A 25,214-nucleotide genomic window follows, 5' to 3' on the forward strand; every position below is an offset into this window, starting at 1 on the left:
ACGCTCCGCAGTCGATGAGCGCCGACCCGCGGCGGCAGGTGCCGCGCACCGACACGCTGCTCGCCGACCCCCAACTGGCCGCCGCCGCCGAGCGGCTGGGGCGCGAGCTGGTCAAAGCCGCCGTCCAGGAGGTGCAGCAGCGGGTCCGCGAGGGGGCGGTGCCCCCCGACGGCGCCGTCGCCGCGGTCCTGGCGACCCTTCCGGCGACGGCGAGCAGCCTGCGCCCGGTGCTCAACGCGACCGGGGTGCTCGTGCACACCAACCTCGGCCGGTCACCGCTGTCGCCGGCGGCGGTGGAGGCGGTCGCCGCCGCGAGCGGCACCACCGACGTCGAGCTGGACCTGACCACCGGCCGCAGGGGTCCGCGCGGGGAGGCGGCGCTGGCGGCGCTGCTCGCCGCCGTGCCGGCCGCCGAGGCCGCGCTGGTCGTCAACAACTGCGCCGCCGCACTGGCCCTCGTCGCCACCGCCCTCGGCGGGGAACTGGTCATCGCCCGGGGCGAGCTGGTCGAGATCGGCGACGGGTTCCGCATCCCCGAGCTGCTGGCCGCCACCGGCGCACGGCTGCGCGAGGTGGGGACGACGAACCGGGTGACCCTCGACGACTACCGCGACGCCCTCCACGAGGAGACCGGCGCGGTGCTCAAGGTCCACCCGTCGAACTTCGTCGTCCGGGGCTTCACCCGGTCGGTGTCGGTCGCCGAGCTCTCGGCGGGGCTGGGCAACAGCGGGGTGCCACTGGTGGCCGACGTCGGCTCGGGGCTGCTGCGCCCGCACCCGGCGCTGCCCGACGAGCCGGACCTGCAGACCACCCTCGCCGACGGCGCCGACCTGGTGCTGGCCAGCGGGGACAAGCTGCTCGGCGGTCCGCAGGCCGGGCTGGTGCTGGGCCGGGCCGACCTGGTCAAGCGGCTGCGCCGGCACCCGCTCTACCGGGCGCTGCGGGTGGACAAGACCACCCTGGCCGCCCTGGAGGCCACGCTGCGCGGCCCGCTGCCGCCGGTGCAGCAGATGCTCGCCGCCGACGTCGCGGGCCTGCGCCGCCGGGCCGAGGACCTGGCCGCCCGGCTCACTGCTGACGGCGTCGACGCGGTCGCGGTCGACTCGCAGGCGAGGGTCGGCGGGGGAGGAGCGCCGGAGCACCCGCTGCCCAGCGCCGCCGTCTCGCTGCCCGCGGGGTTCGCCGAGCCGCTGCGCGCGGGCACGCCGCCGGTCGTCGGCTACGTGGCCGACGACCGCACCCTGCTCGACCTGCGGAGCCTGCCGCCCTCGGCCGACGACGCCCTGGCCGGCGCGGTGCTGGAGGTGGCGGCGCGGTGCCGGTGAGCAGCATGGACGTGATCGCCACCGCCGGGCACGTCGACCACGGCAAGTCGACGCTGGTCCGCGCCCTGACCGGCATGGAGCCCGACCGGTGGGAGGAGGAGCGCCGCCGCGGCCTGACCATCGACCTCGGCTTCGCCTGGACGACGCTGCCCTCGGGTCGCCGGCTCGCGGTCGTCGACGTCCCGGGGCACGAGCGGTTCATCGGCAACATGCTCGCCGGCGTCGGCTCGGTGCCCGCGGCGCTCGTGGTGGTCGCGGCCGACGACGGCTGGTCGGCGCAGACCGCCGAGCACGTCGCCGTCCTCGACGCGCTCGGGGTGCGGCACGCGCTGCTCGCCGTCACCAAGGCCGACCTCGCCGACCCCGCCCCGGTGCTCGCCGACGCGCGCGAGCGGCTGGCCGGGACGTCGATGGGGGAGGTGTCAGGGGTGGCGGTCAGCGCGGCCACCGGCGCCGGGGTGCCGGACGTCGCCGCCGCGCTGGAGACCCTGCTCGACGGGCTGCCCGCGCCCGACCGGACCGCGCCGGTGCGGCTGTGGATCGACCGGGCCTTCCCGATCAAGGGGGCGGGCACGGTGGTCACCGGCACTCTCGCCGCCGGCAGCGTGGCCGCCGGCGACCGGCTGCGCATCGGGGACCGGGAGGTCGGCGTCCGCGGGGTGCACTCGCTCGGGGAGCCGGTGGAGCGGGCGGACGCGACCGCCCGGGTGGCGCTCAACCTGCGCGGCATCGCCGTCGAGGAGCTCGCCCGCGGGGCCGCCCTGCTCACCCCGGGCGCGTTCCGCTCCACCCAGGACGTCGACGTGACCCTCGCCGTCGTGCCCGAGCGGCTGCCCGCCGAGGCCGTGGTGCACGTGGGCTCCGCGGCGGTCGGCGCCCGCCTGCGGCCCCTGGACGGGACGGCGGTGCGGCTGCGGCTGGCCGCCCCGCTGCCGCTGCGGGTCGGCGACCGGCTGCTGCTGCGCGACCCGGGTGCCCGTCGGGTGCTCGGCGCCGACGTCCGCGACGTCGACCCGCCGGAGCTGCGCCGCCGGGGCGCCGCCCGGGCGCGGGCCGCGGAGCTGGCCGAGCAGCCCGCCGGTGCCGCGGGCGCCGCCGCCGACCTGGCCCGCCGCCGCGTCGTCCGGACGGCGGACTTCACCGCGATGGGCTGGCCGGTGCCCGAGGGGACGACGCAGGTGGGGCCGTGGCTGCTGGCTCCCGGCCTGGTCGACGAGCTGGCCGCGGCCCTGCCCGGGGTGGTCGGCCGCTACCGGCAGCTGCGTCCCCTGGAGGCCGGGCCGCCGATCGCCGTCGTCCGGCGGGCCCTGGAGCTCCCCGACGACGAGCTCGTCCCGGCCCTCGTGCGCCCGCCGCTGGCGCTGCGCGAGGGTCGGGTGGCGGTCGCGGCCGCCGGGCTGCCGCCGCGGGTGCAGCAGGCCGTCGACGCGCTGCGCACCCGGCTGGCCGCCGAGCCGTTCGCCGCCCCCGAGGCCGGGGACCTGACCGCGGCGGGGCTGGGCCCGCGGGAGCTGGCGGCCGCGGTGCGCGACGGGCAGCTGGTCAGGATCGCCGACGGCGTCTACCTGGCACCGGGCGTGGAGCGGGCGGCGCGGGAACGGCTCGCCGGCGTGCCGGCGCCGTTCACGCTGAGCCAGGCGCGGTCGGCGTGGGGGACGACCCGCCGGGTCGCCGTCCCGCTCATGGAGTGGCTGGACGCGCGCGGGGTGACCGAGCGGCTGCCCGACAACACCCGCCGGCTGCGGTAGGCCCGGGCGGTCAGCCGCCCGCCTCGCGCAGCAGCACCTCCCGCTCGTCGGCGGCGTCCCGGGCGGGCGCGGAGGAGGTGTCGACGGTCTCGACGAGGTCCTCGAGCCGGACCGGGTCGGGCAGCCGGCGGTAGGGCTCGTGGTCGTCCGGGTCGGTCATGGCCGCAGCGTGCCGCGCGGGCCGGTGCCGGGCAAGGGCGCCGCAGGCCGGTGGGGCAGGTGGTCCGGCCGGAGCGCCTGTTGGCCGCGGGGCTCCGGGCGCCGTTGCCTCCCGCCGGTGCTGGTGCTCTGCCCACGGTGGTGGGCAGAGCACGAGCTGGCAGGAGGACAGGTCGACCGCGGGCGACCGGGCTCGGGCCGGGGCCCGGGGGCCGGGCGCAGGTCACGCTGCGCACCCCGTCGCGCCCACCCGCCGGCGCGGCACACTGGGAGCAGATGAACGCCGTCCTGCCCCTGCTGCCCACCCCGCCGGTCTCCTGGCAGCTCCCCGACAGCGCCCGCGAGGGGCTGACCGCCACGCCCTTCGGGCTCTACGTGCACGTGCCGTTCTGCGCGACCCGCTGCGGCTACTGCGACTTCAACACCTACACCGCCGAGGAACTGGGGCCCGGCGCCAGCCGCACCGAGTACGCCGGCACCGCGATCACCGAGCTGCGCCGGGCGGCCGAGGTCCTGGGCCCGGACCGACCGATCGTCGAGACGGTCTTCGTCGGCGGCGGGACGCCCACCCTGCTGCCCGCCGACGACCTCGCCGCCGTCCTGGCCGCCGTCCGCGAGCTGTTCCCGGTCGCCGACGACGTCGAGGTCACCACCGAGGCCAACCCGGAGACGGTGACGCCGGCGAGCCTCGCCCGGCTGCGCGAGGCCGGCTTCACCCGGGTCAGCCTGGGCATGCAGTCCGCCGCGGAGCACGTGCTCGCGGTGCTCGACCGGCGGCACACCCCCGGCCGGGCGGTCGAGGCGGCGCGGGAGGCGCGGGAGGCCGGCTTCGAGCACGTCAACCTCGACCTCATCTACGGCACGCCCGGGGAGACCGACGCCGACTGGGCCGCCTCGCTGGACGCCGTCCTCGCCGCGCCGATCGACCACGTCAGCGCCTACGCCCTCATCGTGGAGGAGGGCACGCGGCTGGCCCGCCGGATCGGCCGCGGGGAGCTGCCGATGCCCGACGACGACGTCCTCGCCGACCGCTACGAGCAGGCCGACGCGACGCTGCGCGGAGCCGGCTTCGACTGGTACGAGGTGTCGAACTGGGCCCGGGGAGACGCCGCCCGCTGCCGGCACAACGAGCTGTACTGGGCCAACGCGAACTGGTGGGGGGTCGGACCGGGCGCGCACAGCCACGTGGGCGGGCTGCGCTGGTGGAACGTCAAGCACCCGGCGGCCTACGCCGGCCGGCTGCTGCGCGGGGAGAGCCCCGCCCAGGACTCCGAACTGCTCGACGACGCCGACCGCGCCCTGGAGACGGTCATGCTCGGCCTCCGGCTGCGGGAGGGCCTGCCGCTGACCGCGCTGTCGCCCGCGGGACGGGCCCGCGCCGAGGGCGCCGTGGCCCGCGGCCTGCTGGAGCCGGCGGCGCACGAGGCCGGCCGCGCCGTCCTCACCGACCGGGGGCGGCTGCTCGCCGACGCCCTCGTCCGGGAGCTGACCGACTGACCCGGCGGGGCCGACGGACCCGTTCCAGAACCCCCTCGGGCGGGCTATCGTCCGGCTTCCCGGGCGAGCCAGCCAGGCCAGGAAGGGGGCCCGCTGTGACCACCAGCAGCATCCCGAGCAGTCCCGCCGACACCGGCGACTCCCGCTGGGACCACTTCCGCCTCCGGCTGGAGAGCCAGCGCGCCGAGCTGGTGCACGAACGCGAGCTGGCCCTCGCCGAGACCGTGCAGTCCCTGCCCGACGACGTCGCGGTGACCCGGGTGGCGAGCCTCCGGCGCACCATCGAGGACATCGACGCGGCGCTGGGCCGCATCGCCGCCGGGACCTACGGCCGGTGCACCGGCTGCGGCACCGAGATCCCCGAGGAGCGGCTGGAGCTGCGCCCCTTCGCGACCAGCTGCGTGGCCTGCTCCCAGCGCACCTGACGGATGTCAGACCGGACTCCCGACGTCCCGCACTACTGGCGGGCGGCCGGTGTCCGCAGGCTGGTCGGGTGCCCCGGGAGACCGCCCTCGACGTCCAGGACCTGACCGCCCGCTACGGCGACACCGTCGCCGTCGACGGCCTCGACCTGCAGTTGCGCACCGGTGAGACCGTCGCGCTGCTCGGCCCGAACGGCGCCGGCAAGTCGACGATCGTCAACGCCGTGCTGGGCCTGGTGCCCTCGTCCGGGACCGTCCGCGTGCTCGGCCGGACGCCGGCGGCAGCGGTGCGGGCCGGCTGCGTCGGCGCGATGCTCCAGCACGGCGGGCTGCCGGGGGAGAGCCGGGTGGGCGAGGTCCTCGAGCTGGTCCGGCGCAGCTACCCGCGAGCCTGGCCGCTCGACGACCTCGCGGCGACCGCCGGCATCGAGGGGCTGCTGGCCCGCCCGGTCGACGCGCTCTCCGGCGGCCAGCGCCAGCGGGTCCTGCTCGCCCTCGCCCTGGCCGGCGAGCCCCCGCTGCTGCTGCTCGACGAGCCCACCTCGGCCATGGACGTCGAGGGCCGCCGGGCCTTCTGGACGACGATGCGCGCGCTGGCCGCCCGCGGCACGACCGTCGTCTTCGCCACCCACCACCTCGACGAGGCCGACGCCGTCGCCGACCGCGTGGTCGTCGTCGCCGGGGGGCGGATCGTCGCCGACGGCACCGCCGCGCAGGTCAAGGCCGGGATCTCCGGCCGCACGGTGAGCTTCACCGCCGCTGCGGGCACCCGGCTGGACGGGCTGCCCGGCGTCACGGCCGTCGAGCGGCTGGGCGAGCGGGTCAGCCTCGCCACCGACGACGTCGAGGCCACCCTGCTCGCCCTGCTGGCCGACGGGGGCCGGCTGCCCGACCTGCAGGTCCGCGGCGCCAGCCTGGAGGACGCCGTCCTGTCCCTCACCGCCCGCACCGCGACCCCCATCGGAGCCGACCGATGAGCACGCTGTTCGCCTTCCAGCTGCGCCGGGTCGCCCGCAACCGGCAGTACCTGTTCTTCACCGTGCTGCTGCCGGCGCTGTTCACGGTCTTCTTCACGAAGGTCTTCGGGGCGCAGGCGGGCAGCGGTGCGCAGTACCAGGCGTACGCGACCACCTCGATGGTCTCGATGATGGCCTACGGCGCCCTGGGAGCCGCCCTCGGCGCGACCATCCGGATCTCGTTCGACCGGGCCTCCGGGTGGCTGCGCCAGCTGCGCATCACCCCGGTGCCGACCTCCTCGGTGGTGGCCGTCGACGTGCTGGTCGGCATGCTGCTGACCCTGCCCAGCCTCCTGGTCGTCGCCCTGGTCGGCCGGGTGGTCAACGGCGTGCAGCTCGGGCTGGGGACGTGGGCCGGGCTGGTGGCGGTCCTCTGGATCGGGTCGGCGGCGTTCGTCGCGCTCGGCCTGCTGGTCGGGTTCGCCCTCGAGGAGAAGGCCGCCGGCGGGGCCATCGGCATCCTCGGCGTCGTCCTGGCCGCGCTGGGCGGGCTGTGGGTCCCGGTGCAGGTCTTCCCCGAGGCGCTGCGGGCGCTGGCGCACACCCTGCCCTCGTACTGGTACGCCGAGCTGGGCCGGGACGTGGTCGCCGACGGCGCGCCGGCCCCGCTGACGGTCCTGGCCGTGGCGGGGTTCGCCGCGGCCTTCGGCGTCCTGGCCACGGCGGTGGCGCGGCGTCGTCCGCTGCACGCCGTGGCGGGGTGAGCGGGTTAGCGTTCCGCGCCGTGGACCCGCGCACTCGCTGGCACCGGCTCGGCTGGGCCGTGCCGTGGCTGCTGTTCCAGGTCTTCCCGCTGGCCGACCTGGTCACCACGCCCCGGCCGGCCTGGGTCCGGGTGGTGGCGCTGGCCGGGCTGCTGGTCTTCACCGCCGCGTACCTGGTCGTGTTCAGCAGCCTGTTCGGCCGCCGCGGGAGCGCCTGGCCGTGGCGCGCGCTGCTCGTGGTGGCGGTGCTCGGGGTCTCGCTGTCCGTCTGGCTGGGCCCGTCCTGGGCCGGCCTGATGATCTACGTGGCCGCGGCGTCGTCGGGCGGCCTGCCCGAGCGCTGGGTCTGGCCGGCCGTCGGCGGGGCGGCGGCGGTCTGCGCGTCGGTCATCGCCGCGCACGGCATGTTCCCGGACCTGTTCATCCTCCCGGTGATCTGCGTGCTCACCGGCTTCGCCCTGCGCGGCACCCGCTACCTGGTCTCGGTCAACGCCGAGCTGGTGGAGGCCCGGGAGGAGCAGGCGCGGGCGGCGGTCGCCGAGGAGCGGCTGCGCTTCGCCCGTGACCTGCACGACCTGCTGGGCCACAGCCTGTCGCTCATCGCGCTGAAGAGCGAGCTCGCCGGCCGGCTGGCCGAGCGGGACCCGGCGCGGGCGCGGGCGGAGATGGCCGACGTCGAGGCCGCGGCCCGCCGGGCCCTGGCCGAGGTGCGGGAGGCGGTGAGCGGCTACCGGCAGATCGGCGTCACGCTCGCCCTCGCCGAGGCCCGCGCCGCGCTGTCCGCCGCCGGCATCACGCTGCGGGCGCCGCGCAGCGTGCCGCCGCTGCCCGGCCCGGTGGACGCCGTCCTCGGCTGGGTGGTCCGCGAGGGGACGACGAACGTGCTGCGGCACAGCGGTGCCCGCACGGTCACGGTGGACGTCGCGGTGACCGACGGCCGGGCGGCGCTGACCATGACCGACGACGGCCGCGGCTGCGCGGAGGCGGCGCGCGGTCGGGGCGCGGGCCTGTCCGGGCTCGAGGAGCGGCTGGCCGTGCTCGACGGCCGGCTCGAGGCCGGCGAGGCCCCCGGCGGCGGGTTCCGCGTCGCCGCGGAGGTGCCGTTCGCGGCCCGGGTGGGGGCGCCGTGATCCGGGTGCTGATCGCCGAGGACCAGACGATGGTCCGCGGGGCGCTGCGCGCCCTGCTCGAGCTGGAGGAGGACATCGACGTCGTCGCCGAGGTCGGGCGCGGGGACCAGGTGGTCGCCGCGGCACGGGAGCACCGGCCCGACGTCGCCCTGCTCGACATCGAGATGCCCGGCGGGGACGGCATCGAGGCGGCGCGGGAGCTGGCGGAGGTGGTGCCCGCCTGCCGGGCGGTGGTCCTCACCACCTTCGGCCGGCCGGGGTTCCTGCGCCGCGCCATGGAGGTCGGCGCCGCCGGGTTCCTGGTCAAGGACGCGCCGGTCGCCGACCTGGCCCGCGCCATCCGCGCCGTGGTGGCGGGGGAGCGGGTCATCGACCGCGACCTCGCCGCGGCGGCGCTCGCCCTGGGCGCGACGCCCCTGTCGGCGCGGGAGGCCGACGTCCTCCGGGAGGCCGCGGACGGCGCCACCGTCGCCGACATCGCCCGGCGGCTGTTCCTGTCCGAGGGGACGGTGCGCAACTACCTGAGCTCGGCGATCGGCAAGACCGGCGCCCGCACCCGCGTGGAGGCCGCCCGGGTGGCCGAGGAGAAGGGCTGGCTGTAGGAGGACCCCCTCGCCCCCCACCGGAGGAGGACCTCCCTGCCCCCCTCCGCTCGCAGGCTCACGGCGGGGCCCTGCAGGGAGGCCGGCGGCGGGGCCCCAGGGGCCTTCAGTCCCGGCGGCCGGGGACCGGGGGCTGGGCGGGGATGGCCGCGGTGGTCGGGCCGGCGGCCTCGGCCGGCATCAGGGCGTCGAGGTCGAGCACCCGGACGTGGATGACGTTGCGCTGCTGCAGCGCCGCCCGCAGGGCCCGGTGCAGCCCGTCCTCCAGGTAGAGGTCGCCGTGCCACTGCACCGCGTGCGGGAACAGGTCGCCGTAGAAGGTGGAGTCGTCGGCGAGGAGGGTGTCCAGCGCCAGCTCGCTCTTGGTCGTGACCAGGGTGTCGAGCCGGATCTGCCGGGGCGGGATCATGGCCCAGTCCCGCGTGGAGAGGCCGTGTTCGGGATAGGGCCGGCCGTTGCGGACCGCTTTGAAGATCAGGGCACCGACCTCCGCTCTGCGGGCCCGCGTGGGCACCGGACCGACGGCGCGAGCCTATCGGCCGCCTCGTGGACGGCCCCGTCCGGAGGCTCGCCGCGAGCTTGCGAGCGGTGAGGGGGACGGGGTCCTTCAAGTATGCTGTTCTGGCACTCTGTCCGTGCGAGTGCCAGCCGTCCGAGCGGCCGGTGCCGGGAGCGCCCGGGCGCCTCCGCGACGGGGTCGCACGACGCGTCGACCGGTACGGGGAGGTGTCACCGTGGCGCACGACGAGCGCCGCCTGCAGGTCCTGCGGGCGATCGTCCAGGACTTCGTGTCCACCAACGACCCGGTGGGCAGCAAGGCCCTCGCCGAGCGGCACGACCTCGGCGTCTCGCCCGCCACCATCCGCAACGACATGGCCGTGCTCGAGGAGCAGGGCTACATCACCCAGCCGCACACGAGCGCCGGCCGGGTGCCCACCGACAAGGGCTACCGGCTCTTCGTCGACCGGCTCTCCGGGCTCAAGCCGCTGTCGGCCGCCGAGCGCAAGGCCATCGAGCGCTTCCTCGACGGCGCGCTGGACCTGCACGACGTCCTCAACCGGACGGTCCGCCTCCTCGCGCAGCTGACCCACCAGGTCGCCGTCGTCCAGTACCCGACGTTGTCGCGCAGCACGGTGCGCCACCTCGAGGTGGTGCAGGTGGCCAGCTCCCGGCTGCTGCTGGTGCTGATCACCGACACCGGCCGGGTCGAGCAGCGCGTCGTCGAGTGCCCGGTCGACGTCGACCGGGACGACGTCGCCGAGCTGCGCAACCTGCTGAACACGGCGTTCAGCGGGGCGAAGCTGGCCGACGCCGGGGGCAAGGTGCCCGACCTGCTGGAGACCGCACCCCCGCACCTGCGCCCGCTGGTCGCCACGGTCGGCGCCGCGCTGATCGAGACCCTCGTCGAGCCCCGGGAGGACCGGCTGGTCGTCGGCGGGACGGCGAACCTGGCCCGCGAGGCGCGGGACTTCCCCGGCAGTCTGCGGCTGTTGCTGGAGGCGCTGGAAGAACAGGTGGTGGTCCTGCGGTTGATCAGCGAGGTGGACACCGGCGGCGCGGTGCTCGTCCGCATCGGCGAGGAGAACGCGCACGAGGCGCTCACCGGTGCGTCGGTGGTGTCCGTGGGCTACGGCTCCGGGGACCGCGCGCTCGGGGGCCTGGGCATCGTCGGCCCCACCCGCATGGACTACCCGATGAACATGGCCGCGGTCCGCGCCGTGGCCCGCTACGTCGGCCAGATCCTGGCCGAGAGCTGAGGCTGAGACTTCTCGATGGCAACCGACTACTACGGCGTGCTCGGGCTGTCCCGCGGCGCCACCGACGCCGAGATCAAGAAGGCCTACCGGCGGCTGGCGCGGGACCTGCACCCCGACGTCAACCCCGACCCGGGGGCCAAGGAGCGCTTCCAGGAGGTCAGCCGGGCCTACCAGGCGCTGACCGACCCGGACAAGCGCCGGATCGTCGACCTCGGTGGCGACCCGTTCGACAACGGCGCCGGCGCGGGGGCGGGCGGGCCGTTCGCGGGTGCCGGGTTCGGTGGCCTCGGCGACATCATGGACGCCTTCTTCGGCGGCGGGGCCACCACGCGCGGCCCGCGCAGCCGCGTCCGGGCCGGCGGTGACGCGCTCATCCGGATCGACCTCGACCTCGACGAGACGGTCTTCGGCACGACGCGGGAGATCACGGTCGACACCGCGGTCCTCTGCGACGCGTGCACCGGCGCCGGCACCGCGCCCGGCACCCACCCGACCACCTGCACCACCTGCGCCGGCCGCGGCGAGGTGCAGAGCGTGCAGCGCTCCTTCCTCGGCCAGGTGGTCTCCTCCCGCGCCTGCCCGACCTGCGCCGGCACCGGCCAGGTCATCCCCGAGCCGTGCCCCAAGTGCGGCGGCGACGGGCGGGTCCGGGCCCGGCGCACCATCCCGGTCAAGGTGCCCGCCGGCGTCGAGGACGGCATGCGCATCCGGCTGACCGGTCACGGCGAGGTCGGCCCCGGCGGCGGCCCGGCCGGCGACCTCTACGTCGAGATCAACGAGCAGCCGCACCCGGTCTTCACCCGCGACGGCGAGGACCTGCACTGCCGGGTCACCCTGCCGATGACCGCCGCCGCGCTGGGCACCACCCTCACCCTCGAGACGCTCGACGGGGAGGAGGAGGTCGACATCCGGCCCGGCACGCAACCGGCCAGCGTGCTGACCCTGCGTGCCAAGGGCGCGCCGCGGCTGCGGGCCACCGGGCGCGGCAACCTGTACGTGCACGTCGAGGTCGAGACGCCCACCCGCCTGGACGCCGAGCAGGAGAAGCTGCTGCGCGAGCTCGCCGCCCTGCGCGGCGAGGACCACCCGGCGGCGTCCCCCTCCGGGGCGCAGGGCGGGCTGTTCTCCCGCGTGCGGGACGCGTTCAAGTGAGCGAGCTCGCGAGCTCACCGGTGGACACGGCACCGCCGGGACCGCGGCCGACGAGCGCCGGCGAGGAGGTCGCGTGACCGTCGTGACCGACGACCGCGTGCCCGAGCTGGACGGGGCGCCGCTGTTCCTGCTCGACGAGCTGCCCGACGCCGAGGAGCTGCTCGTCGACGGCGCCGAGGGCCGGCACGCCGTCGACGTCCTGCGGCTCACGGCCGGGGAGAAGGTGCGCGTCGGGGACGGCCGGGGGACCGTCGCCGAGGGGGCGGTGCTCTCCGCCGGGCCCGAGGGGCTGCGGGTGGCGGTCTCCGCACGGCACGAGGTGCCCCCGCCGGCGCTGGAGCTGGTCCTGGTGCAGGCGCTGCCCAAGGGCGAGCGCGGCCCGCTGGCCGTGGAGCTGGCCACCGAGCTCGGCGTCGACCGGATCGTGCCGTGGGCGGCCTCGCGCTGCGTCACCCGCTGGCGCGAGGACCGCGCCGCCAAGGGCGTGGCCAAGTGGCGGGCCGCCGCGCGCGCGGCCAGCAAGCAGTCCCGCCGTCCGCGGGTGCCCGAGGTCACCGACCTGATGACCACCCGGCAGGTGTGCGGGGTGCTCGCCGACGTCGACCTGGCGATCGTGCTGCACGAGCAGGCCCGCCACCCGCTGGCCCGGCTGGACCTGCCGTCGGAGGGCACCGTCGCGGTGGTCGTCGGCCCCGAGGGCGGGCTCTCCGACGGCGAGGTCGTCGCCCTGGCCGCCGCGGGGGCCCGCCCGGTGCGGCTGGGCCCCGAGGTGCTGCGCACCTCCACCGCGGGCGCCGCGGCCCTGGCCGCCCTGTCGGTCCGCACCCGCTGGCGATAGGACGGACGCCTGCCCCTCCGCCGACCGCGACGTCCAGACCTGGCTGTTGAGCACGCCGGCCTGGTAGCTGTTCGACGCGACCAGCGCGAGCGTGGCGTCGTGGGAGCCGGAGAAGCCCGGCCCGCCGGGGAACCCCTGCGGGTCGACGCCGGCCTCGTGGAGGAAGTGCGCCGGCATGAGCCGCCCGGAGGTCGACGTCTCGCTGCCGAAGGTGAACCGCAGCGGCGCCAGGGCGGTCAGGTCGTCGGCCGGGGCCAGGCCGGTGCCGGCGTTGACGACGAACACCGAGGTGAACCGCTCGTCGATGTCGCGCTGGGCGACCGGCTCGGCGCCGGGGGTCTGCAGGCGGGCCTGCACGCCGGTGAGCCCGCCGAACCAGACGAGGTCGAGGTCGCCGGTGCTGAACAGGGAGACCGCCGCGCCGTAGTCGGTGACCGGGCGGTACTCCACCTCGACGTCGAGCGCGGTCGCCATCGAGTCGGCGACGGTGCCGTAGAGGCGCTGGAGGACCTCGGGGTCCTGGTCGGGGATGGCGCCGATGCGCAGCGGGCCCGACGGGCCGGAGGCCGAGGAGGAGACGGGGGAGGAGCGGCCGCAGCCGGTGACCGTGGCGGCGAGGGCGAGGCCGGCGCCGGCCAGCAGGGTGCGGCGGGACAGCGGGGGGAGAGGGCTTCCGGGGCCACCCGACCGGGCGACGCGACGGGTGCTCACTACGTCCTCGAGCGGGGGGAGAGGGCGGGCACGGGACACCTCCGGCGGAGAGGGGGCGGGTCCCGGCCATCCTGGCCCACGCCGGTGTGACCTGCCCCCTATCGTCCGGGACGTGGAATGCCTCTTCTGCCGCATGGTCGCCGGCGAGGTCCCGGCCACCGTGGTGCACGAGACCGACCGCACGCTCGCCTTCCGGGACATCAACCCGCAGGCCCCGACGCACGTGCTGGTGATCCCGAAGGACCACCACCCCACGGTCGCCTCGCTCGCCACCGCCGACCCCGACCTGCTCGCCACCGTCGTCCGCGCGGCGCACGAGGTGGCGGTGCAGGAGGGGCTGGCGACCGAGTACGACGTCGAGCCCGGCTACCGGGTGGTCACCAACACCGGCCCGGCGGCCGGGCAGACGGTGCACCACGTGCACCTGCACGTCCTGGGCGGCCGCCACCTGAACTGGCCCCCGGGCTGACCCCTCCCTGAGGAGCAGAGATGGCCATTTCGGCCCCCCGGCGACAGGGTGGCCGCATGACCGAGCCCGTGCGCATCGAGCGTGACGGCGACGTCGCCGTCGTCGTCCTGGACAACCCGCCGCTGAACCTCTTCGACGCCCCGGTGTTCGACGCGATCGAGCGGGTCGCCGACGAGTTGGGAGCACTCACCGACCCGGCCGACGCCGGCCGCGCCCGCGCGGTGCTGGTCGAGGCCCGCGGCAAGGTCGTCTCCGGCGGGGTCGACGTCACCTTCTTCCGCGACATCGCCGAGGGCCCCGACCCCACCGGGGAGGGCGCCGGCCTGTGGCGGCGCCTGCTGCGCGTCGCCCAGGCGTTCGAGGACCTGCCGGTGCCCACCGTCTTCGCCGCGCACGGGCTCACCCTGACCGCCGCCTTCGAGCTGGCGCTGGCCTGCGACGTGCTGCTCGCGGCGGAGAGCGCGAGCTTCGGGCTGGTCGAGATCGTCGTGGGCCTGACCCCGTCGATGGGCGGTCCGCAGCGGCTGGCCGAGCGGGCCGGCCCGGCGCGCGCCAAGGAGCTGGTCTTCACCGGCGAGCGATACCCGGCCGAGGTGCTCGAGCGGTGGGACGTGGTCAATCGCGTCCTGCCCGACGACGGCTTCGCCGAGGCCGCCCGTGGCTACGCCCGCCGCGTCGCCGCCGGGCCGACCGTCGCGCACGCGGCCACGAAGACGCTCGTGACCACCGCCGTCCGTCAGGGCGCGCGGGCCGCCGACGATCTGGTCCCGGAGGTCTCCGGCGCGCTGTTCGGCACCGAGGACCTGCGCGGCGCCGTCGCGTCCTTCCTCGCCGAGGGCCCGGGGAAGGCGACGTACTCCGGACGGTGACCGGCTGCTCGACGCGGGGTTCCGGGGGTCGGCACGCGGGTAGACTCGAGAGGTCCGCATCGCCGTAGCAGGAAGGCAGGGTCGAGGGTTCTTGCCCGACTCCTCCCCGAACGTCCCCGTGCCGGGTGCACCCACGTCCCGTGAGGCATCGGCGCAGGCCGCAGCGGCGGACGGCCACCTCGGCTCGCCCGCCCCGTCCGTGCCCGGCCTGGAGGACGTCGTCCCGGCCGCGGTCCGGACCACCATCACCGTCCCCGACTCGGTCCCCATGGTCGCCCTCCTCGGCACCGGCGACGAGCTGCTCCGGCTGGTCGAGAACGAGGTCGACACCGACGTCCACGTGCGCGGCAACGAGATCGCCGTCACCGGGCAGCCGGCCGACAACGCCTTCGCCGTCGCCGTCTTCGACGAGCTCATCGCCCTGATCGGCACCGGCCAGGCGCTGCGCCCGGACTCGGTGCGCCGGGTCATCGGCATGCTCCGCGCCGGCGGGTCCGAGCGGCCGGCCGACGTCCTCAGTCTCGACATCATCAGCCGGCGGGGCCGCACGATCCGGCCCAAGACGCTGAACCAGAAGCGCTACGTCGACGCGATCGACGCGCACACCATCGTCTTCGGCATCGGCCCGGCCGGTACCGGCAAGACGTACCTGGCGATGGCCAAGGCGGTGCAGGCGCTGCAGACCAAGCAGGTCAACCGGATCATCCTCACCCGCCCGGCGGTCGAGGCCGGCGAGCGGCTGGGCTACCTGCCCGGCACGCTGAGCGAGAAGATCGACCCGTACCTGCGGCCGCTGTACGACGCGCTGCACGACATGGTCGACCCCGAGTCGATCCCGCGGCTGATGCAGTCGGGCACCATCGAGGTGGCGCCGCTGGCCTACATGCGCGGCCGCACGCTCAACGACGCGTTCGTCATCCTCGACGAGGCGCAGAACACCACCGCCGAGCAGATGAAGATGTTCCTCACCCGGCTCGGCTTCGGCTCCAAGATCGTGGTCACCGGTGACGTCACGCAGGTCGACCTGCCCGGCGGCGCGCAGAGCGGCCTGAGGATCGTGCGGGAGATCCTCGACGGCATCGAGGACGTCCACTTCGCCAACCTGACCAGCTCCGACGTCGTCCGGCACCGGCTGGTCGGCGACATCGTCGACGCCTACGAGCGCTGGGACGCCGCCCAGAAGCGCAGCGCGCCGGCCGGCCCGGGGCAGCCGGCGGTGCGCCCGTCGCGGCCGCGCCGGCAGGGGAGCTGACCGGCATGCCCGTCGAGGTCGCCAACGAGTCCGAGATCGCCGTCGACGAGTCCTCGCTGGCCGCGATCTGCACCTACGTGCTCGCCGAGATGGGGGTCAACCCCATGGCCGAGCTGTCGGTGCTGTGCGTCGACACCGACTACATGAGCACGCTGCACGAGCGTTGGATGGGGGAGAAGGGGCCGACCGACGTCCTCGCCTTCCCCATGGACGAGCTCGACACCGGCCGTCCCGACGAGCCCGAGCCGGGGCCGGCGCTGCTCGGGGACGTCGTGCTCTGCCCCGAGGTCGCCGTCCGCCAGGCCCGCGCCGCCGGCCACACGATGGACGACGAGCTGATCCTGCTGGCCACCCACGGCGTGCTCCACATCCTGGGCTACGACCACATGGAGCCCGAGGAGGAGAAGGAGATGTTCGGCCTGCAGTCCAAACTGCTGGAGGGCTGGCGCTCCGCGCCCCGGGAGCCCGTGACCGGGGACCCGGTCGACCGGGGGCCGGACCAGCGATGACCTCCGGCGAGATCACCCTCCTGGTGATCGCCGTCTGCCTGATCCCGCTCGCGGGCACCTTCGGCGCGCTCGACGCCGCCCTGCAGCGGGTCTCCAAGGCGCGGGTCGACGAGATGCGGCGCGACGGCGTCAAGCGGGCCGCGGTGCTGGCCGACGTCGTCGACGAGCGGGCCCGCCACGTGGCGCTGCTGCTCCTGCTGCGGATCGCCTGCGAGATGGTCGCCGCGGTGCTGGGCACCGTCGTGCTGTACCGGCTGTGGGGCGGCGGCTGGCAGACGGTGCTCACCGCGGCCGGCGTCATGACCGTCGTCAGCTACGTGCTCGTCGGCGTCGGGCCGCGCACCCTCGGCCGCCAGCACGCCTACGGCGTCGCCCTGGCCAGCGCCGGGGTGGTCCGGCTGCTGGGCCGGGTGCTCGGGCCTGTGGCGACCCTGCTGATCCTCGTCGGCAACATGATCACCCCCGGCCGCGGCTACCGGGACGGGCCGTTCTCCTCCGAGGTCGAGCTGCGGGAACTGGTCGACATGGCCGAGGAGCGCGGCGTCGTGGAGTCCGGCGAGCGCAACATGATCCACTCGGTGTTCGAGCTGGGCGACACCATCGCCCGCGAGGTCATGGTGCCGCGCACCGACGTGGTGTGGATCGAGCGCACCAAGACCGTCCGGCAGGCGCTCGCGCTGGCCATGCGCAGCGGCTTCAGCCGCCTGCCGGTCATCGGCGAGAACGTCGACGACGTCGTCGGCGTCGTCTACCTCAAGGACCTCATCCGCCGGACGCAGGGCCACCACGACCCGAAGAACGGCACGCGGGTCGACGAGATCATGCGGCCGCCGACGTTCGTGCCCGAGTCCAAGCCGGTGGACGAGCTGCTGCGGGACATGCAGGCCCAGCGCATCCACATCGCGATCGTCGTCGACGAGTACGGCGGCTTCGCCGGCCTGGTCACGATCGAGGACATCCTCGAGGAGATCGTCGGCGAGATCGCCGACGAGCACGACGCGTTCCAGCGGCCGCCGGTCGAGCAGCTCGACGACGGGGCGGTGCGGATCACCGCGCGGCTGCCGGTCGAGGACCTCGCCGAGCTGTTCCACGTCGAGCTGCCCCGGGACGACGACGTGGAGACCGTCGGCGGGCTGCTCGCCCGCGAGCTCGGCCGGGTGCCGATCGAGGGCTCGGAGGCGGAGGTCGCCGGGCTGCGGCTGGTGGCCGAGAGCACCGGCGGACGGCGCAACCGGATCGACACGATCCTGGTCTGCCGCGCGCCCGAGCCGGAGGCCGAGGAGACCGAGGAGTCGGGGGCCACCCGGGCGGACGTGCCGGCGGCCGTGGAAAGCTGACCCCTCGTGAGTCAGCCCTCCGCACCCTTGCAGCCCGAGGACGCCAAGCTCGTCACCCTCGCCCGCTCCGCCCGGGGCCGCACCGGTGCCGCCGAGGGCGCGGCCGTCCGCGACACCGACGGGCGCACCTACGTGGCGGCCAGCGTCGCGCTCCCGTCACTCGAGCTCTCCGCGCTGCAGGCCGCCGTCGCCGCCGCCGTCTCCAGCGGGGTCGAGGGGCTCGAGGCCGCGGCGGTCGTCTCGGCCGCCGACGCCGTCGAGTCCTCCGGGCTGGCCGCCGTCCACGACCTCACGCCGTCGGCCCCGGTGTTCCTCGCCGGCCCGGACGGCGCGGTCCGCACCACGGTCTAGCGCAGCGGCACGTCCAGGGCCGCGGCGAACGCCTCGGGGTCGCGCACCCACACGGTGAAGGCCTGCTCCGTCGCGCCGTCGGCCGCGAGGTGCCGGACGGCGACCCGCGAGCGCCCCGGCCACCAGCCGCCCCGGCGCTTCGCCCGGGGCCAGCCGGCCGGCGGGGCGCCGCGGCGGGCCTCCCGCACGGCGCTGCGGGCGACCACGTGCAGGACCGACGTGGCCCGCAGTCCGGCGACGTCGGAGGAGAGCCCGGCGTCGGAGACGGTCAGCCGGGTCGTGGACAGCACCAGCACGGCCAGCCCCAGGACGACGGCCAGCGGCACCTCGCCGGCGAGCGCCGCGGCGCCACCGCGCCACGCGGCGAGCCCCAGCCAGAGGCCGAGCCCGAGGACCACCGTTCCCACGAGCCACAGCCGGGCCGGGGAGTACTGCCAGTAGCGCAGCGGCGCCGGGACGACCGTGGCCGAGCGGCGCGCGCCACGCCCGGGGAAGAAGCCGTACGCGGCGACCTGCGACGCATGCCGCTGGCGCTCCCGACCGATCCGCACCGCCGGCGGCTCGTCCTGCTCCCGTCTCCGCCGACCCGCCACACGGGCATCCTCCCAGGCGCGCGACGTCGGCCACGCCAGGCCGGGGCTGTCGTCCGGCGGTGGGAGACTGGACGGGTGACCTCGCCGGACCAGCCGTACCGCAGCGGCTTCGCCTGCCTGGTGGGCCGCCCCAACGCCGGCAAGACCACGCTCACCAACGCGCTGGTCGGCGAGAAGGTCGGCATCGTCAGCAACCGCCCGCAGACTACGCGGCACGCGATCCGCGGCGTCGTCCACCGGCCGGGCGGGCAGCTCGTGCTGGTCGACACCCCCGGCCTGCACAAGCCCAAGAGCCTGCTCGGCCGCCGGCTCAACGACGTCGTCCGCGACACGCTGTCCGAGGTCGACGTCGTGGTCTTCTGCGTGCCGGCCGACCAGCCCGTCGGCAACGGGGACCGGTTCATCGCCCGGCAGCTGCGCGAGGTGAAGGCCCCGGTCGTCGTGGTGGTCACGAAGACCGACGCCGCCTCGAAGAAGCAGGTCGCCGAGCAGCTGGTGGCCGCCAGCGCGCTCGTCGACGCCGCCGAGGTCGTCCCGGTCAGCGCCGTGGCAGGCGACCAGGTCGAGCTGCTGGAGGACCTGCTGGTCGGCCTGCTGCCCGAGGGCCCGCCGCTCTACCCGGAGGAGCAGACCACCGACGAGGACGTCGAGCGGCAGATCGCCGAGCTGGTCCGCGAGGCCGCGCTGGAGAAGGTCTTCCAGGAGGTGCCGCACTCCCTCGCCGTCACGGTGGAGGAGATGACCCGCCGGCCCGACCCCAAGCGCCAGGACGGCGAGCTGGTCGAGGTGCACGCGCTGCTGCACTGCGAGCGGCCCAGTCAGAAGCCGATGCTGCTCGGCCGCGGCGGGGAGGTCATCAAGGCGATCGGCACCGAGGCGCGGCACGGGATCGAGACGCTGCTCGGCGCCCGCGTGCACCTCGACCTGCACGTGACCGTGCTCGGCGAGTGGCAGGACGACCCGAAGAAGCTGAACAGGCTCGGCTACTGATGTCCACCACACCGAAGGCGCTCTACCGCGACGAGGGCGTCGTCCTGCGCACCCAGAAGCTGGGCGAGGCCGACCGGATCGTCACGGTGCTCACCCGCCGGCACGGCAAGGTGCGGGCGGTGGCCAAGGGCGTGCGCCGCACCAAGAGCAAGTTCGGCGCCCGGCTGGAGCCGTTCACCCACGTGGACCTGCAGCTCTACACCGGGCGGAACCTCGACATCGTCAGCCAGGCCGAGACGATCCGCTCCTACGGCCAGCCGATCGCCGGCGACTACCCCGCCTACACCGCCGGCACCGCGGTGCTGGAGACCGCCGACCGGCTCACCGCCGAGGAGAAGGAGCCCTCGCTGCGGCTGTTCCTGCTGGTCATCGGCGCGCTGCGGTCGCTGGCCGAGCGCGCCCACCCCGCCGGGCTGGTGCTCGACGCCTTCCTGCTGCGCGCCATGTCGGTGGCCGGCTGGGAGCCCGCGCTGGACGGCTGCGCCCGCTGCGGGGAGGAGGGCCCGCACCGGCACTTCTCGGTGCCCGCCGGGGGCATGGTCTGCCCGCCCTGCCGGCCCGCGGGGTCGGCGATGCCGAACGCGGCGACCATCGAGCTGCTCGACGCCCTGCTGACCGGGGACTGGACGACCGCCGAGGCCAGCCAGGGCACCAGCCGCCGCGAGGGCAGCGGCCTGGTCGCCGCGCTGCTGCAGTGGCACCTCGAGCGTGGGCTGCGCTCGCTGCCGCTGGTGGACCGGAGCGAGTCGGCGCCCCGCCGGGAAGTGAGCCTGGGGCTGTGAGGCGTGAGGTCGTGCGGCGTGAGGTCAAGGCCCCGAACCCGCACCCGTCCGGGGCCCGCCCGCCGGAGCTGCCGGCCGACAAGGTGCCCCGGCACGTCGCGATCGTGATGGACGGCAACGGCCGCTGGGCCAAGCAGCGCGGGCTGCCGCGCACCGCCGGCCACGAGGCGGGGGAGTCCTCGCTGTTCGACTGCGTCGAGGGCGCCATCGAGCTGGGCATCGGCGCGATCAGCGCCTACGCCTTCTCCACGGAGAACTGGCGGCGCAGCCACGACGAGGTCCGCTTCCTCATGGGCTTCAACCGCGACGTCATCCGCCGGCGCCGCGACGAGATGCACGAGCTCGGCGTCCGGGTGCGCTGGGCCGGCCGCCGTCCGCGGCTGTGGCGCAGCGTCATCAAGGAGCTGGAGGTCGCCGAGGAGCTGACGAAGGACAACGACGTCCTCACGCTCACGATGTGCGTCAACTACGGAGGCCGCGCCGAGATCGCCGACGCGGCCGCAGCGATCGCCCGCGAGGTCGCCGCCGGCCGGCTGGACCCCGACAAGGTCGACGAGGCGACCGTCGCCCGCTTCCTCGACGAGCCCGACATGCCCGACGTCGACCTGTTCGTCCGCAGCTCCGGCGAGAACCGCACCAGCAACTTCCTGTTGTGGCAGTCGGCCTACGCCGAGTTCGTCTTCCTCGACACCCTCTGGCCGGACTTCGACCGCCGGCACCTGTGGGCCGCGTGCGAGGAGTACGCCTCGCGGCAGCGCCGCTTCGGGTCCGCGTAGGGGGCCGGCGTGTTCGCGGTGACCCGCCTGCGGGTGTCGGGAGGCGATGCCGGCGCCCTGGCCGCCGACGTCGAGGCGCTGCTGGCCGCCCTCGCCGCGCGGCCCGGCTTCCGGGACGGCGAGCTCGGCCGGTCCGCCGACGACCCGGGGCTGTGGGCGCTGGTGACCCGCTGGGACGGCGTCGGCTCCTACCGCCGGGCGCTGTCGGCGGCCGAGGTGAAGATCGCCGGCGCCCCGGTGTGGGTGCACGCCCTCGACGAGCCCGGGGTCTACCTGCCGGGCGGGGACGCCGCCTCCCCGGCCTGAGGCGGCCGGCCCGAGCACCCCCGACGTGGGGAGGCGCTGCCGGTGCGCCACCGGCCCGCCCGGAGCGGGCAACTACCGTGGACGGGTCAACCCGCCGACCGCCAGCCGGATGGAGCCCCCCGCCGTGAGCGAGAGCACCGCCAAGCACGACCCCGCCCGCCTCGACAAGGTGGTGAACCTCTGCAAGCGACGGGGCTTCGTCTTCCCGTCGGGTGAGATCTACGGCGGCACCCGCTCCGCCTGGGACTACGGGCCCCTGGGCGTCGAGCTCAAGGAGAACATCAAGCGGCAGTGGTGGCGCACCGTCGTCCAGAGCCGCGACGACATCGTCGGCCTGGACTCCTCGGTCATCCTGCCCCGTCAGACCTGGGTGGCCTCCGGTCACGTCGGCGTCTTCACCGACCCGCTGACCGAGTGCCAGAACTGCCACAAGCGGTTCCGCGCCGACCACCTGGAGGAGGAGTTCGAGGCGCGCAAGGGCCGGACGCCGGAGAACGGCCTGGCCGACATCACCTGCCCGAACTGCGGCACGAAGGGCGCGTGGACCGAGCCGCGCGACTTCAACATGATGCTCAAGACCTACCTCGGCCCGGTCGAGGACGAGTCCGGCCTGCACTACCTGCGGCCGGAGACCGCGCAGGGCATCTTCGTCAACTTCGCCAACGTGATGGGCGCGGCACGGAAGAAGCCGCCGTTCGGCATCGGCCAGATCGGCAAGTCGTTCCGCAACGAGATCACCCCGGGCAACTTCATCTTCCGCACCCGCGAGTTCGAGCAGATGGAGATGGAGTTCTTCGTCGAGCCGGGCACCGACGAGCAGTGGCACCAGTACTGGATCGACGAGCGCACCCGCTGGTACACCGACCTCGGCATCGCCCGCGACAACCTGCGGCACTACGAGCACCCGAAGGAGAAGCTGTCGCACTACTCGACCCGCACCGTCGACATCGAGTACCGCTTCGGCTTCCAGGGCTCGGAGTGGGGTGAGCTGGAGGGCATCGCCAACCGCACCGACTTCGACCTGAAGACGCACTCGGAGCACTCCGGCGCCGACCTCACGTACTTCGACCAGGGCACGAACACCCGCTGGACGCCGTACGTCATCGAGCCCGCGGCCGGCCTGACCCGCTCGCTGATGGCCTTCCTCATCGAGGCCTACACCGAGGACGAGGCGCCCAACGCCAAGGGCGGCGTCGACACCCGCACGGTGCTGCGGCTGGACCCGCGGCTGGCGCCGGTCAAGGCCGCCGTCCTGCCGCTGTCGCGCAACGCCGACCTCTCACCGAAGGCGCGGGACCTGGCCGCCAAGCTCCGGCAGAGCTGGAACGTCGACTTCGACGACGCCGGTGCCATCGGCCGCCGGTACCGCCGGCAGGACGAGATCGGGACGCCGTTCTGCCTCACCGTCGACTTCGACACCCTCGAGGACGACGCGGTGACCGTCCGCGAGCGGGACTCGATGAGCCAGGAGCGCATCTCGCTGGACCAGGTCGAGGGCTACCTCAAGGCCCGGCTGCCCGTCTGCTGAACCCCGCCCCTCCTGTCGGTTCCCATGGAAACCGACAGGAGGGGCGGCGGACGTGCACCGCACCTCGCTCAGCGCCAGCGGTAGAGGTCGCGCAGCAGTGCGATCTCGGCGCCGTGGTGCAGTACCTCCCGGTTGATGTGCAGGACGAGCGTGGCCATCGGCGCGTCGGCGTACGGGCCCTCGGCGGCGCCACACGGCCGGTGCAGCCCCTCCTCGCCCAGCTCCCGGACGCCCGTCGTCCATGCGGCACAGGCCGCGTCCAGCTGGGCGAGCGCCGTGGCCGCGTCGCCCGGGTACTCGTGGCTCTCGTAGTCCGTCGGCGGGGCGCCGAAGTGGGCGGCAGCGCGCATGCCCAGAACGCCGACCACCACGTGCCCGAGCCGCCACGCGATGGTGGTGACCGGTGCGGGGTCGGGCTCGGGGAACGCGAAGTCGATGGTGAAGTCGCCCCGGCCGGCGGCGATCGGGGCGGGGGACGTGCCGCGCGGCCGCACGTTCCACGCTCCGTGGACCGGCTCCCAGCGGTACTCGTCGTCGGTCAGCCCGTCCAGCCGCGGCCGCAGCTGGGTGCGCCAGTGCCAGTCCAGTTGCTCGAGCAGTTCATGCGGCCAGTCCACCGTCGTCCGTGTCGGGTCCATGACCGCACGCTAGGGAGGGATGCGGTCAGATCCTGTCCGCATGCCGGATCCCGGCCGCCCCGGACCCGACACCGTGGCTGACTGCTGGAGTGACGCGCGTCGCCGCCTACCCTGGGGACGTGACGAGCACCCTGGAGCCGGTGGCGCGGACTGCTCCGCTGCAGCTGGGTGCCCTCACCGTCGACCCCGCCGTCGTGCTCGCGCCGATGGCCGGCATCACCAACCCGGCGTTCCGCACGCTGTGCCGCGAGTTCGGGGCCGGGCTCTACGTCTGCGAGATGATCACCACGCGGGCGCTGGTGGAGCGCAACGAGAAGACGCTGCAGATGGTCCGGGCGACGCCCGACGAGAAGGACGCCTTCTCCGTGCAGCTCTACGGCGTCGACCCGGCCACCGTCGGCCGGGCGGTCGAGATGCTCGTGGACGAGGGCGTGGCCGGCACCCGTCCGGCGCACGTCGACCTCAACTTCGGCTGCCCGGTGCCCAAGGTGACCCGCAAGGGCGGCGGGTCGGCGCTGCCGTGGCGGCGGGTGCTCTTCCGCGACATCGTGCGGGCCGCCGTCCGGGCGGCCGGCGACGTGCCGGTCACCGTCAAGACGCGCATCGGCATCGACGCCGACCACGTCACCTACCTCGACGCCGGGCGGATCGCCCAGGACGAGGGCGCCGCGGCGATCACCCTGCACGGGCGCACCGCCGACCAGCTCTACAGCGGCACCGCCGACTGGGCGCCGATCGCCCGGCTGGTCGAGGCCGTCGACATCCCGGTGCTCGGCAACGGCGACATCTGGGAGGCCGACGACGCGCTGCGCATGGTCGCCGAGACCGGGTGCGCCGGAGTGGTGATCGGCCGGGGGTGCCTGGGCCGGCCGTGGCTGTTCGGCGACCTGGCCGCGGCCTTCGCGGGGCAGGCCCGGCGCGCGCTGCCGTCCCTCCGCGAGGTCGCCGCGGTGATGGTCCGGCACGCCGAGCTGCTGTCCGAGGAGCAGGGCGAGCTGCACGGCTGCACCGACTTCCGCAAGCACGTCGCCTGGTACCTCAAGGGCTTCTCCGTCGGCTCCGACGTCCGCCGGGCGCTGGCGATGGTGAGCTCCCTCGACGAGCTGGGCGGGCTGCTGGCCGGCATCCCCGACCAGCCCTACCCGACGGCGGTGCTCGGCGGTCCGCGCGGGCGCACCAGCCCGCCGCGTCCGGTCGCGCTGCCGCAGGGCTGGCTCGACGACCGCGACGACCCCCGGCCGCCGGCGGGGGCCGAGCTGAACGTGAGCGGCGGTTGAGCGCCATGACAGAGGGCCCCTATCTCTACGACGACGACCCGGCGCCGCTGCACACCGGCACCCCGCGGTCGGCGCGCGGCCTGATCCTGGCGATCCTCGGCGGCACCGTGCTGGTCGCGGTGGCGATGGCGCTCGGGTTGCCGCTGGTCAAGGGCAGCCCGGAGGAGCAGGCGCGCCAGGTCACCGGCGTCTTCCTGGACGCCCTGGCCGCGGACGACCTCGAGACCGCCTACGGCCTGCTCTGCGACGTCGAGCGCGCCCGGCTCACCCCCGACGCGGTCCCCGGCGTCTACGCGGCCGGCGGGCGCGGCGAGGTCGCCGGCACCACCGAGGGCGAGCAGGACGGCGAGCCGGTGCAGCGGGTCGACGTGCAGTGGGCCGACGGCAGCACCTCGACGCTGACGGTCGTCAGCGAGGACGGCGCCCGCGTCTGCGGCACCTCCGCCGGCTGACGCTCGCACCGCTCCCGGCCCCTC

Annotated in this window: 28 protein-coding genes and 1 pseudogene; 24 read left to right on the top strand and 5 right to left on the bottom strand. The window is 75.4% G+C overall.

The genetic code is table 11. The annotated features are described in order from the left end of the window. The first annotated feature begins 14 nt into the window (after nt 1-14). The gene (gene selA, locus ACI79D_RS14280; RefSeq protein ID WP_456919082.1) at nt 15-1,325 is read left to right on the top strand and encodes an L-seryl-tRNA(Sec) selenium transferase; all 1,311 of its coding nucleotides are present in this window, start codon (nt 15-17) and stop codon (nt 1,323-1,325) included. Between the two features lie 5 nt (nt 1,326-1,330). Then, nucleotides 1,331-3,073, top strand: coding sequence for a selenocysteine-specific translation elongation factor (gene selB, locus ACI79D_RS14285; protein WP_456919122.1), 1,743 nt, complete (start codon nt 1,331-1,333; stop codon nt 3,071-3,073). Between the two features lie 10 nt (nt 3,074-3,083). On the opposite strand, the gene ACI79D_RS14290 is transcribed toward selB, so the two are convergent. Further along, the gene (locus tag ACI79D_RS14290) at nt 3,084-3,233 is read right to left on the bottom strand and encodes a hypothetical protein (protein ID WP_456919083.1); all 150 of its coding nucleotides are present in this window, start codon (nt 3,231-3,233) and stop codon (nt 3,084-3,086) included. 275 nt (nt 3,234-3,508) lie between these two features. Between ACI79D_RS14290 and hemW the strand changes: the two genes are divergently transcribed. The 6 genes from hemW (at nt 3,509) to ACI79D_RS14320 (ending at nt 8,603) form a co-directional block, all read left to right on the top strand. Then, nucleotides 3,509-4,729, top strand: a complete 1,221-nt coding sequence (gene hemW, locus ACI79D_RS14295; protein ID WP_456919084.1) for a radical SAM family heme chaperone HemW — start codon at nt 3,509-3,511, stop codon at nt 4,727-4,729. A 95-nt stretch (nt 4,730-4,824) separates the two neighbouring features. Beyond that, nucleotides 4,825-5,154, top strand: coding sequence for a TraR/DksA family transcriptional regulator (locus ACI79D_RS14300; protein WP_456919085.1), 330 nt, complete (start codon nt 4,825-4,827; stop codon nt 5,152-5,154). 68 nt (nt 5,155-5,222) lie between these two features. Next, nucleotides 5,223-6,128 (top strand): ATP-binding cassette domain-containing protein, encoded by a 906-nt coding sequence (locus ACI79D_RS14305; RefSeq protein ID WP_456919086.1) that lies wholly within the window; start codon nt 5,223-5,225, stop codon nt 6,126-6,128. After that, nucleotides 6,125-6,871 (top strand): ABC transporter permease, encoded by a 747-nt coding sequence (locus ACI79D_RS14310; RefSeq protein ID WP_456919087.1) that lies wholly within the window; start codon nt 6,125-6,127, stop codon nt 6,869-6,871. The genes ACI79D_RS14305 and ACI79D_RS14310 overlap by 4 nt, the downstream gene beginning before the upstream one ends. 20 nt (nt 6,872-6,891) lie before the next feature. Further along, nucleotides 6,892-8,001, top strand: a complete 1,110-nt coding sequence (locus ACI79D_RS14315; RefSeq protein ID WP_456919088.1) for a sensor histidine kinase — start codon at nt 6,892-6,894, stop codon at nt 7,999-8,001. After that, a complete protein-coding gene (locus ACI79D_RS14320; RefSeq protein WP_456919089.1) occupies nt 7,998-8,603 on the top strand; it encodes a response regulator transcription factor in 606 nt (201 codons plus the stop codon). Before ACI79D_RS14315 ends, ACI79D_RS14320 begins: the two co-directional genes overlap by 4 nt. Before the next feature lie 106 nt (nt 8,604-8,709). Here the strand turns inward: ACI79D_RS14320 and ACI79D_RS14325 are convergent, their stop codons facing one another. Continuing rightward, complete coding sequence (locus tag ACI79D_RS14325; protein ID WP_456919090.1) at nt 8,710-9,117, bottom strand: type II toxin-antitoxin system VapB family antitoxin; 408 nt, start codon at nt 9,115-9,117, stop codon at nt 8,710-8,712. Between the two features lie 220 nt (nt 9,118-9,337). On the opposite strand from ACI79D_RS14325, the gene hrcA reads away from it, so the two are divergent. The 3 genes from hrcA to ACI79D_RS14340 all read left to right on the top strand — a co-directional run bounded on the left by hrcA (nt 9,338) and on the right by ACI79D_RS14340 (nt 12,350). Next, nucleotides 9,338-10,360: a heat-inducible transcriptional repressor HrcA gene (gene hrcA, locus ACI79D_RS14330; protein WP_456919091.1), complete on the top strand. Its 1,023-nt coding sequence runs from the start codon at nt 9,338-9,340 to the stop codon at nt 10,358-10,360. Between the two features lie 15 nt (nt 10,361-10,375). Further along, complete coding sequence (gene dnaJ / locus ACI79D_RS14335) at nt 10,376-11,512, top strand: molecular chaperone DnaJ (protein WP_456919092.1); 1,137 nt, start codon at nt 10,376-10,378, stop codon at nt 11,510-11,512. A gap of 73 nt (nt 11,513-11,585) precedes the next feature. Next, on the top strand, nt 11,586-12,350 hold the full coding sequence (locus ACI79D_RS14340) for a 16S rRNA (uracil(1498)-N(3))-methyltransferase (protein WP_456919093.1): 765 nt from the start codon (nt 11,586-11,588) through the stop codon (nt 12,348-12,350). 21 nt (nt 12,351-12,371) lie between these two features. Here the strand turns inward: ACI79D_RS14340 and ACI79D_RS14345 are convergent. Then, nucleotides 12,372-13,262 (bottom strand): annotated as a pseudogene (locus ACI79D_RS14345) (PhnD/SsuA/transferrin family substrate-binding protein); the annotation flags it as partial. On the opposite strand from ACI79D_RS14345, the gene ACI79D_RS14350 reads away from it, so the two are divergent. From ACI79D_RS14350 to ACI79D_RS14375, 6 genes are all read left to right on the top strand, one after another. Further along, nucleotides 13,174-13,530: a histidine triad nucleotide-binding protein gene (locus tag ACI79D_RS14350; protein ID WP_456919094.1), complete on the top strand. Its 357-nt coding sequence runs from the start codon at nt 13,174-13,176 to the stop codon at nt 13,528-13,530. The pseudogene ACI79D_RS14345 and the gene ACI79D_RS14350 overlap by 89 nt on opposite strands. A 56-nt stretch (nt 13,531-13,586) precedes the next feature. Further along, nucleotides 13,587-14,399 (top strand): enoyl-CoA hydratase/isomerase family protein, encoded by an 813-nt coding sequence (locus ACI79D_RS14355; RefSeq protein WP_456919095.1) that lies wholly within the window; start codon nt 13,587-13,589, stop codon nt 14,397-14,399. Nucleotides 14,400-14,598: 199 nt separating this feature from the next. Continuing rightward, on the top strand, nt 14,599-15,651 hold the full coding sequence (locus ACI79D_RS14360; protein WP_456919096.1) for a PhoH family protein: 1,053 nt from the start codon (nt 14,599-14,601) through the stop codon (nt 15,649-15,651). A gap of 5 nt (nt 15,652-15,656) precedes the next feature. Continuing rightward, the gene (gene ybeY / locus ACI79D_RS14365; protein ID WP_456919097.1) at nt 15,657-16,160 is read left to right on the top strand and encodes an rRNA maturation RNase YbeY; all 504 of its coding nucleotides are present in this window, start codon (nt 15,657-15,659) and stop codon (nt 16,158-16,160) included. Then, nucleotides 16,157-17,497 carry a hemolysin family protein gene (locus ACI79D_RS14370; protein ID WP_456919098.1) on the top strand — a complete coding sequence of 447 codons (1,341 nt, stop codon included), beginning with the start codon at nt 16,157-16,159 and terminating at the stop codon, nt 17,495-17,497. Before ybeY ends, ACI79D_RS14370 begins: the two co-directional genes overlap by 4 nt. 6 nt (nt 17,498-17,503) lie before the next feature. Then, complete coding sequence (locus ACI79D_RS14375; RefSeq protein WP_456919099.1) at nt 17,504-17,848, top strand: cytidine deaminase; 345 nt, start codon at nt 17,504-17,506, stop codon at nt 17,846-17,848. Here the strand turns inward: ACI79D_RS14375 and ACI79D_RS14380 are convergent. Further along, nucleotides 17,845-18,399, bottom strand: coding sequence for a hypothetical protein (locus ACI79D_RS14380; protein ID WP_456919100.1), 555 nt, complete (start codon nt 18,397-18,399; stop codon nt 17,845-17,847). The two genes, ACI79D_RS14375 and ACI79D_RS14380, sit on opposite strands and share 4 nt — an antisense overlap. Nucleotides 18,400-18,516: 117 nt before the next feature. On the opposite strand from ACI79D_RS14380, the gene era reads away from it, so the two are divergent. From era to ACI79D_RS14405, 5 genes are all read left to right on the top strand, one after another. Further along, entirely contained in the window at nt 18,517-19,431 is a 915-nt protein-coding gene (gene era / locus ACI79D_RS14385; protein ID WP_456919101.1) for a GTPase Era, read from the top strand. Continuing rightward, complete coding sequence (gene recO, locus ACI79D_RS14390) at nt 19,431-20,213, top strand: DNA repair protein RecO (protein ID WP_456919102.1); 783 nt, start codon at nt 19,431-19,433, stop codon at nt 20,211-20,213. The genes era and recO overlap by 1 nt, the downstream gene beginning before the upstream one ends. Continuing rightward, nucleotides 20,210-20,989, top strand: a complete 780-nt coding sequence (locus tag ACI79D_RS14395) for an isoprenyl transferase (protein WP_456919103.1) — start codon at nt 20,210-20,212, stop codon at nt 20,987-20,989. Before recO ends, ACI79D_RS14395 begins: the two co-directional genes overlap by 4 nt. A 9-nt stretch (nt 20,990-20,998) precedes the next feature. Beyond that, a complete protein-coding gene (locus ACI79D_RS14400; protein WP_456919104.1) occupies nt 20,999-21,295 on the top strand; it encodes an antibiotic biosynthesis monooxygenase family protein in 297 nt (98 codons plus the stop codon). A 124-nt stretch (nt 21,296-21,419) separates the two neighbouring features. Further along, on the top strand, nt 21,420-22,823 hold the full coding sequence (locus ACI79D_RS14405; protein ID WP_456919105.1) for a glycine--tRNA ligase: 1,404 nt from the start codon (nt 21,420-21,422) through the stop codon (nt 22,821-22,823). A 68-nt stretch (nt 22,824-22,891) separates the two neighbouring features. Here ACI79D_RS14405 and ACI79D_RS14410 read toward each other — a convergent pair whose 3' ends face one another. Next, a complete protein-coding gene (locus ACI79D_RS14410; protein ID WP_456919106.1) occupies nt 22,892-23,461 on the bottom strand; it encodes a DinB family protein in 570 nt (189 codons plus the stop codon). Nucleotides 23,462-23,580: 119 nt separating this feature from the next. Here ACI79D_RS14410 and dusB point away from each other — a divergent pair, with 119 nt between their 5' ends. Continuing rightward, nucleotides 23,581-24,738 (top strand): tRNA dihydrouridine synthase DusB, encoded by a 1,158-nt coding sequence (dusB, locus tag ACI79D_RS14415; RefSeq protein WP_456919107.1) that lies wholly within the window; start codon nt 23,581-23,583, stop codon nt 24,736-24,738. 5 nt (nt 24,739-24,743) lie between these two features. Next, nucleotides 24,744-25,190 (top strand): hypothetical protein, encoded by a 447-nt coding sequence (locus tag ACI79D_RS14420; protein ID WP_456919108.1) that lies wholly within the window; start codon nt 24,744-24,746, stop codon nt 25,188-25,190. Nucleotides 25,191-25,214: the final 24 nt, after the last annotated feature.

This window comes from Geodermatophilus sp. SYSU D00708, from assembly GCF_054050115.1.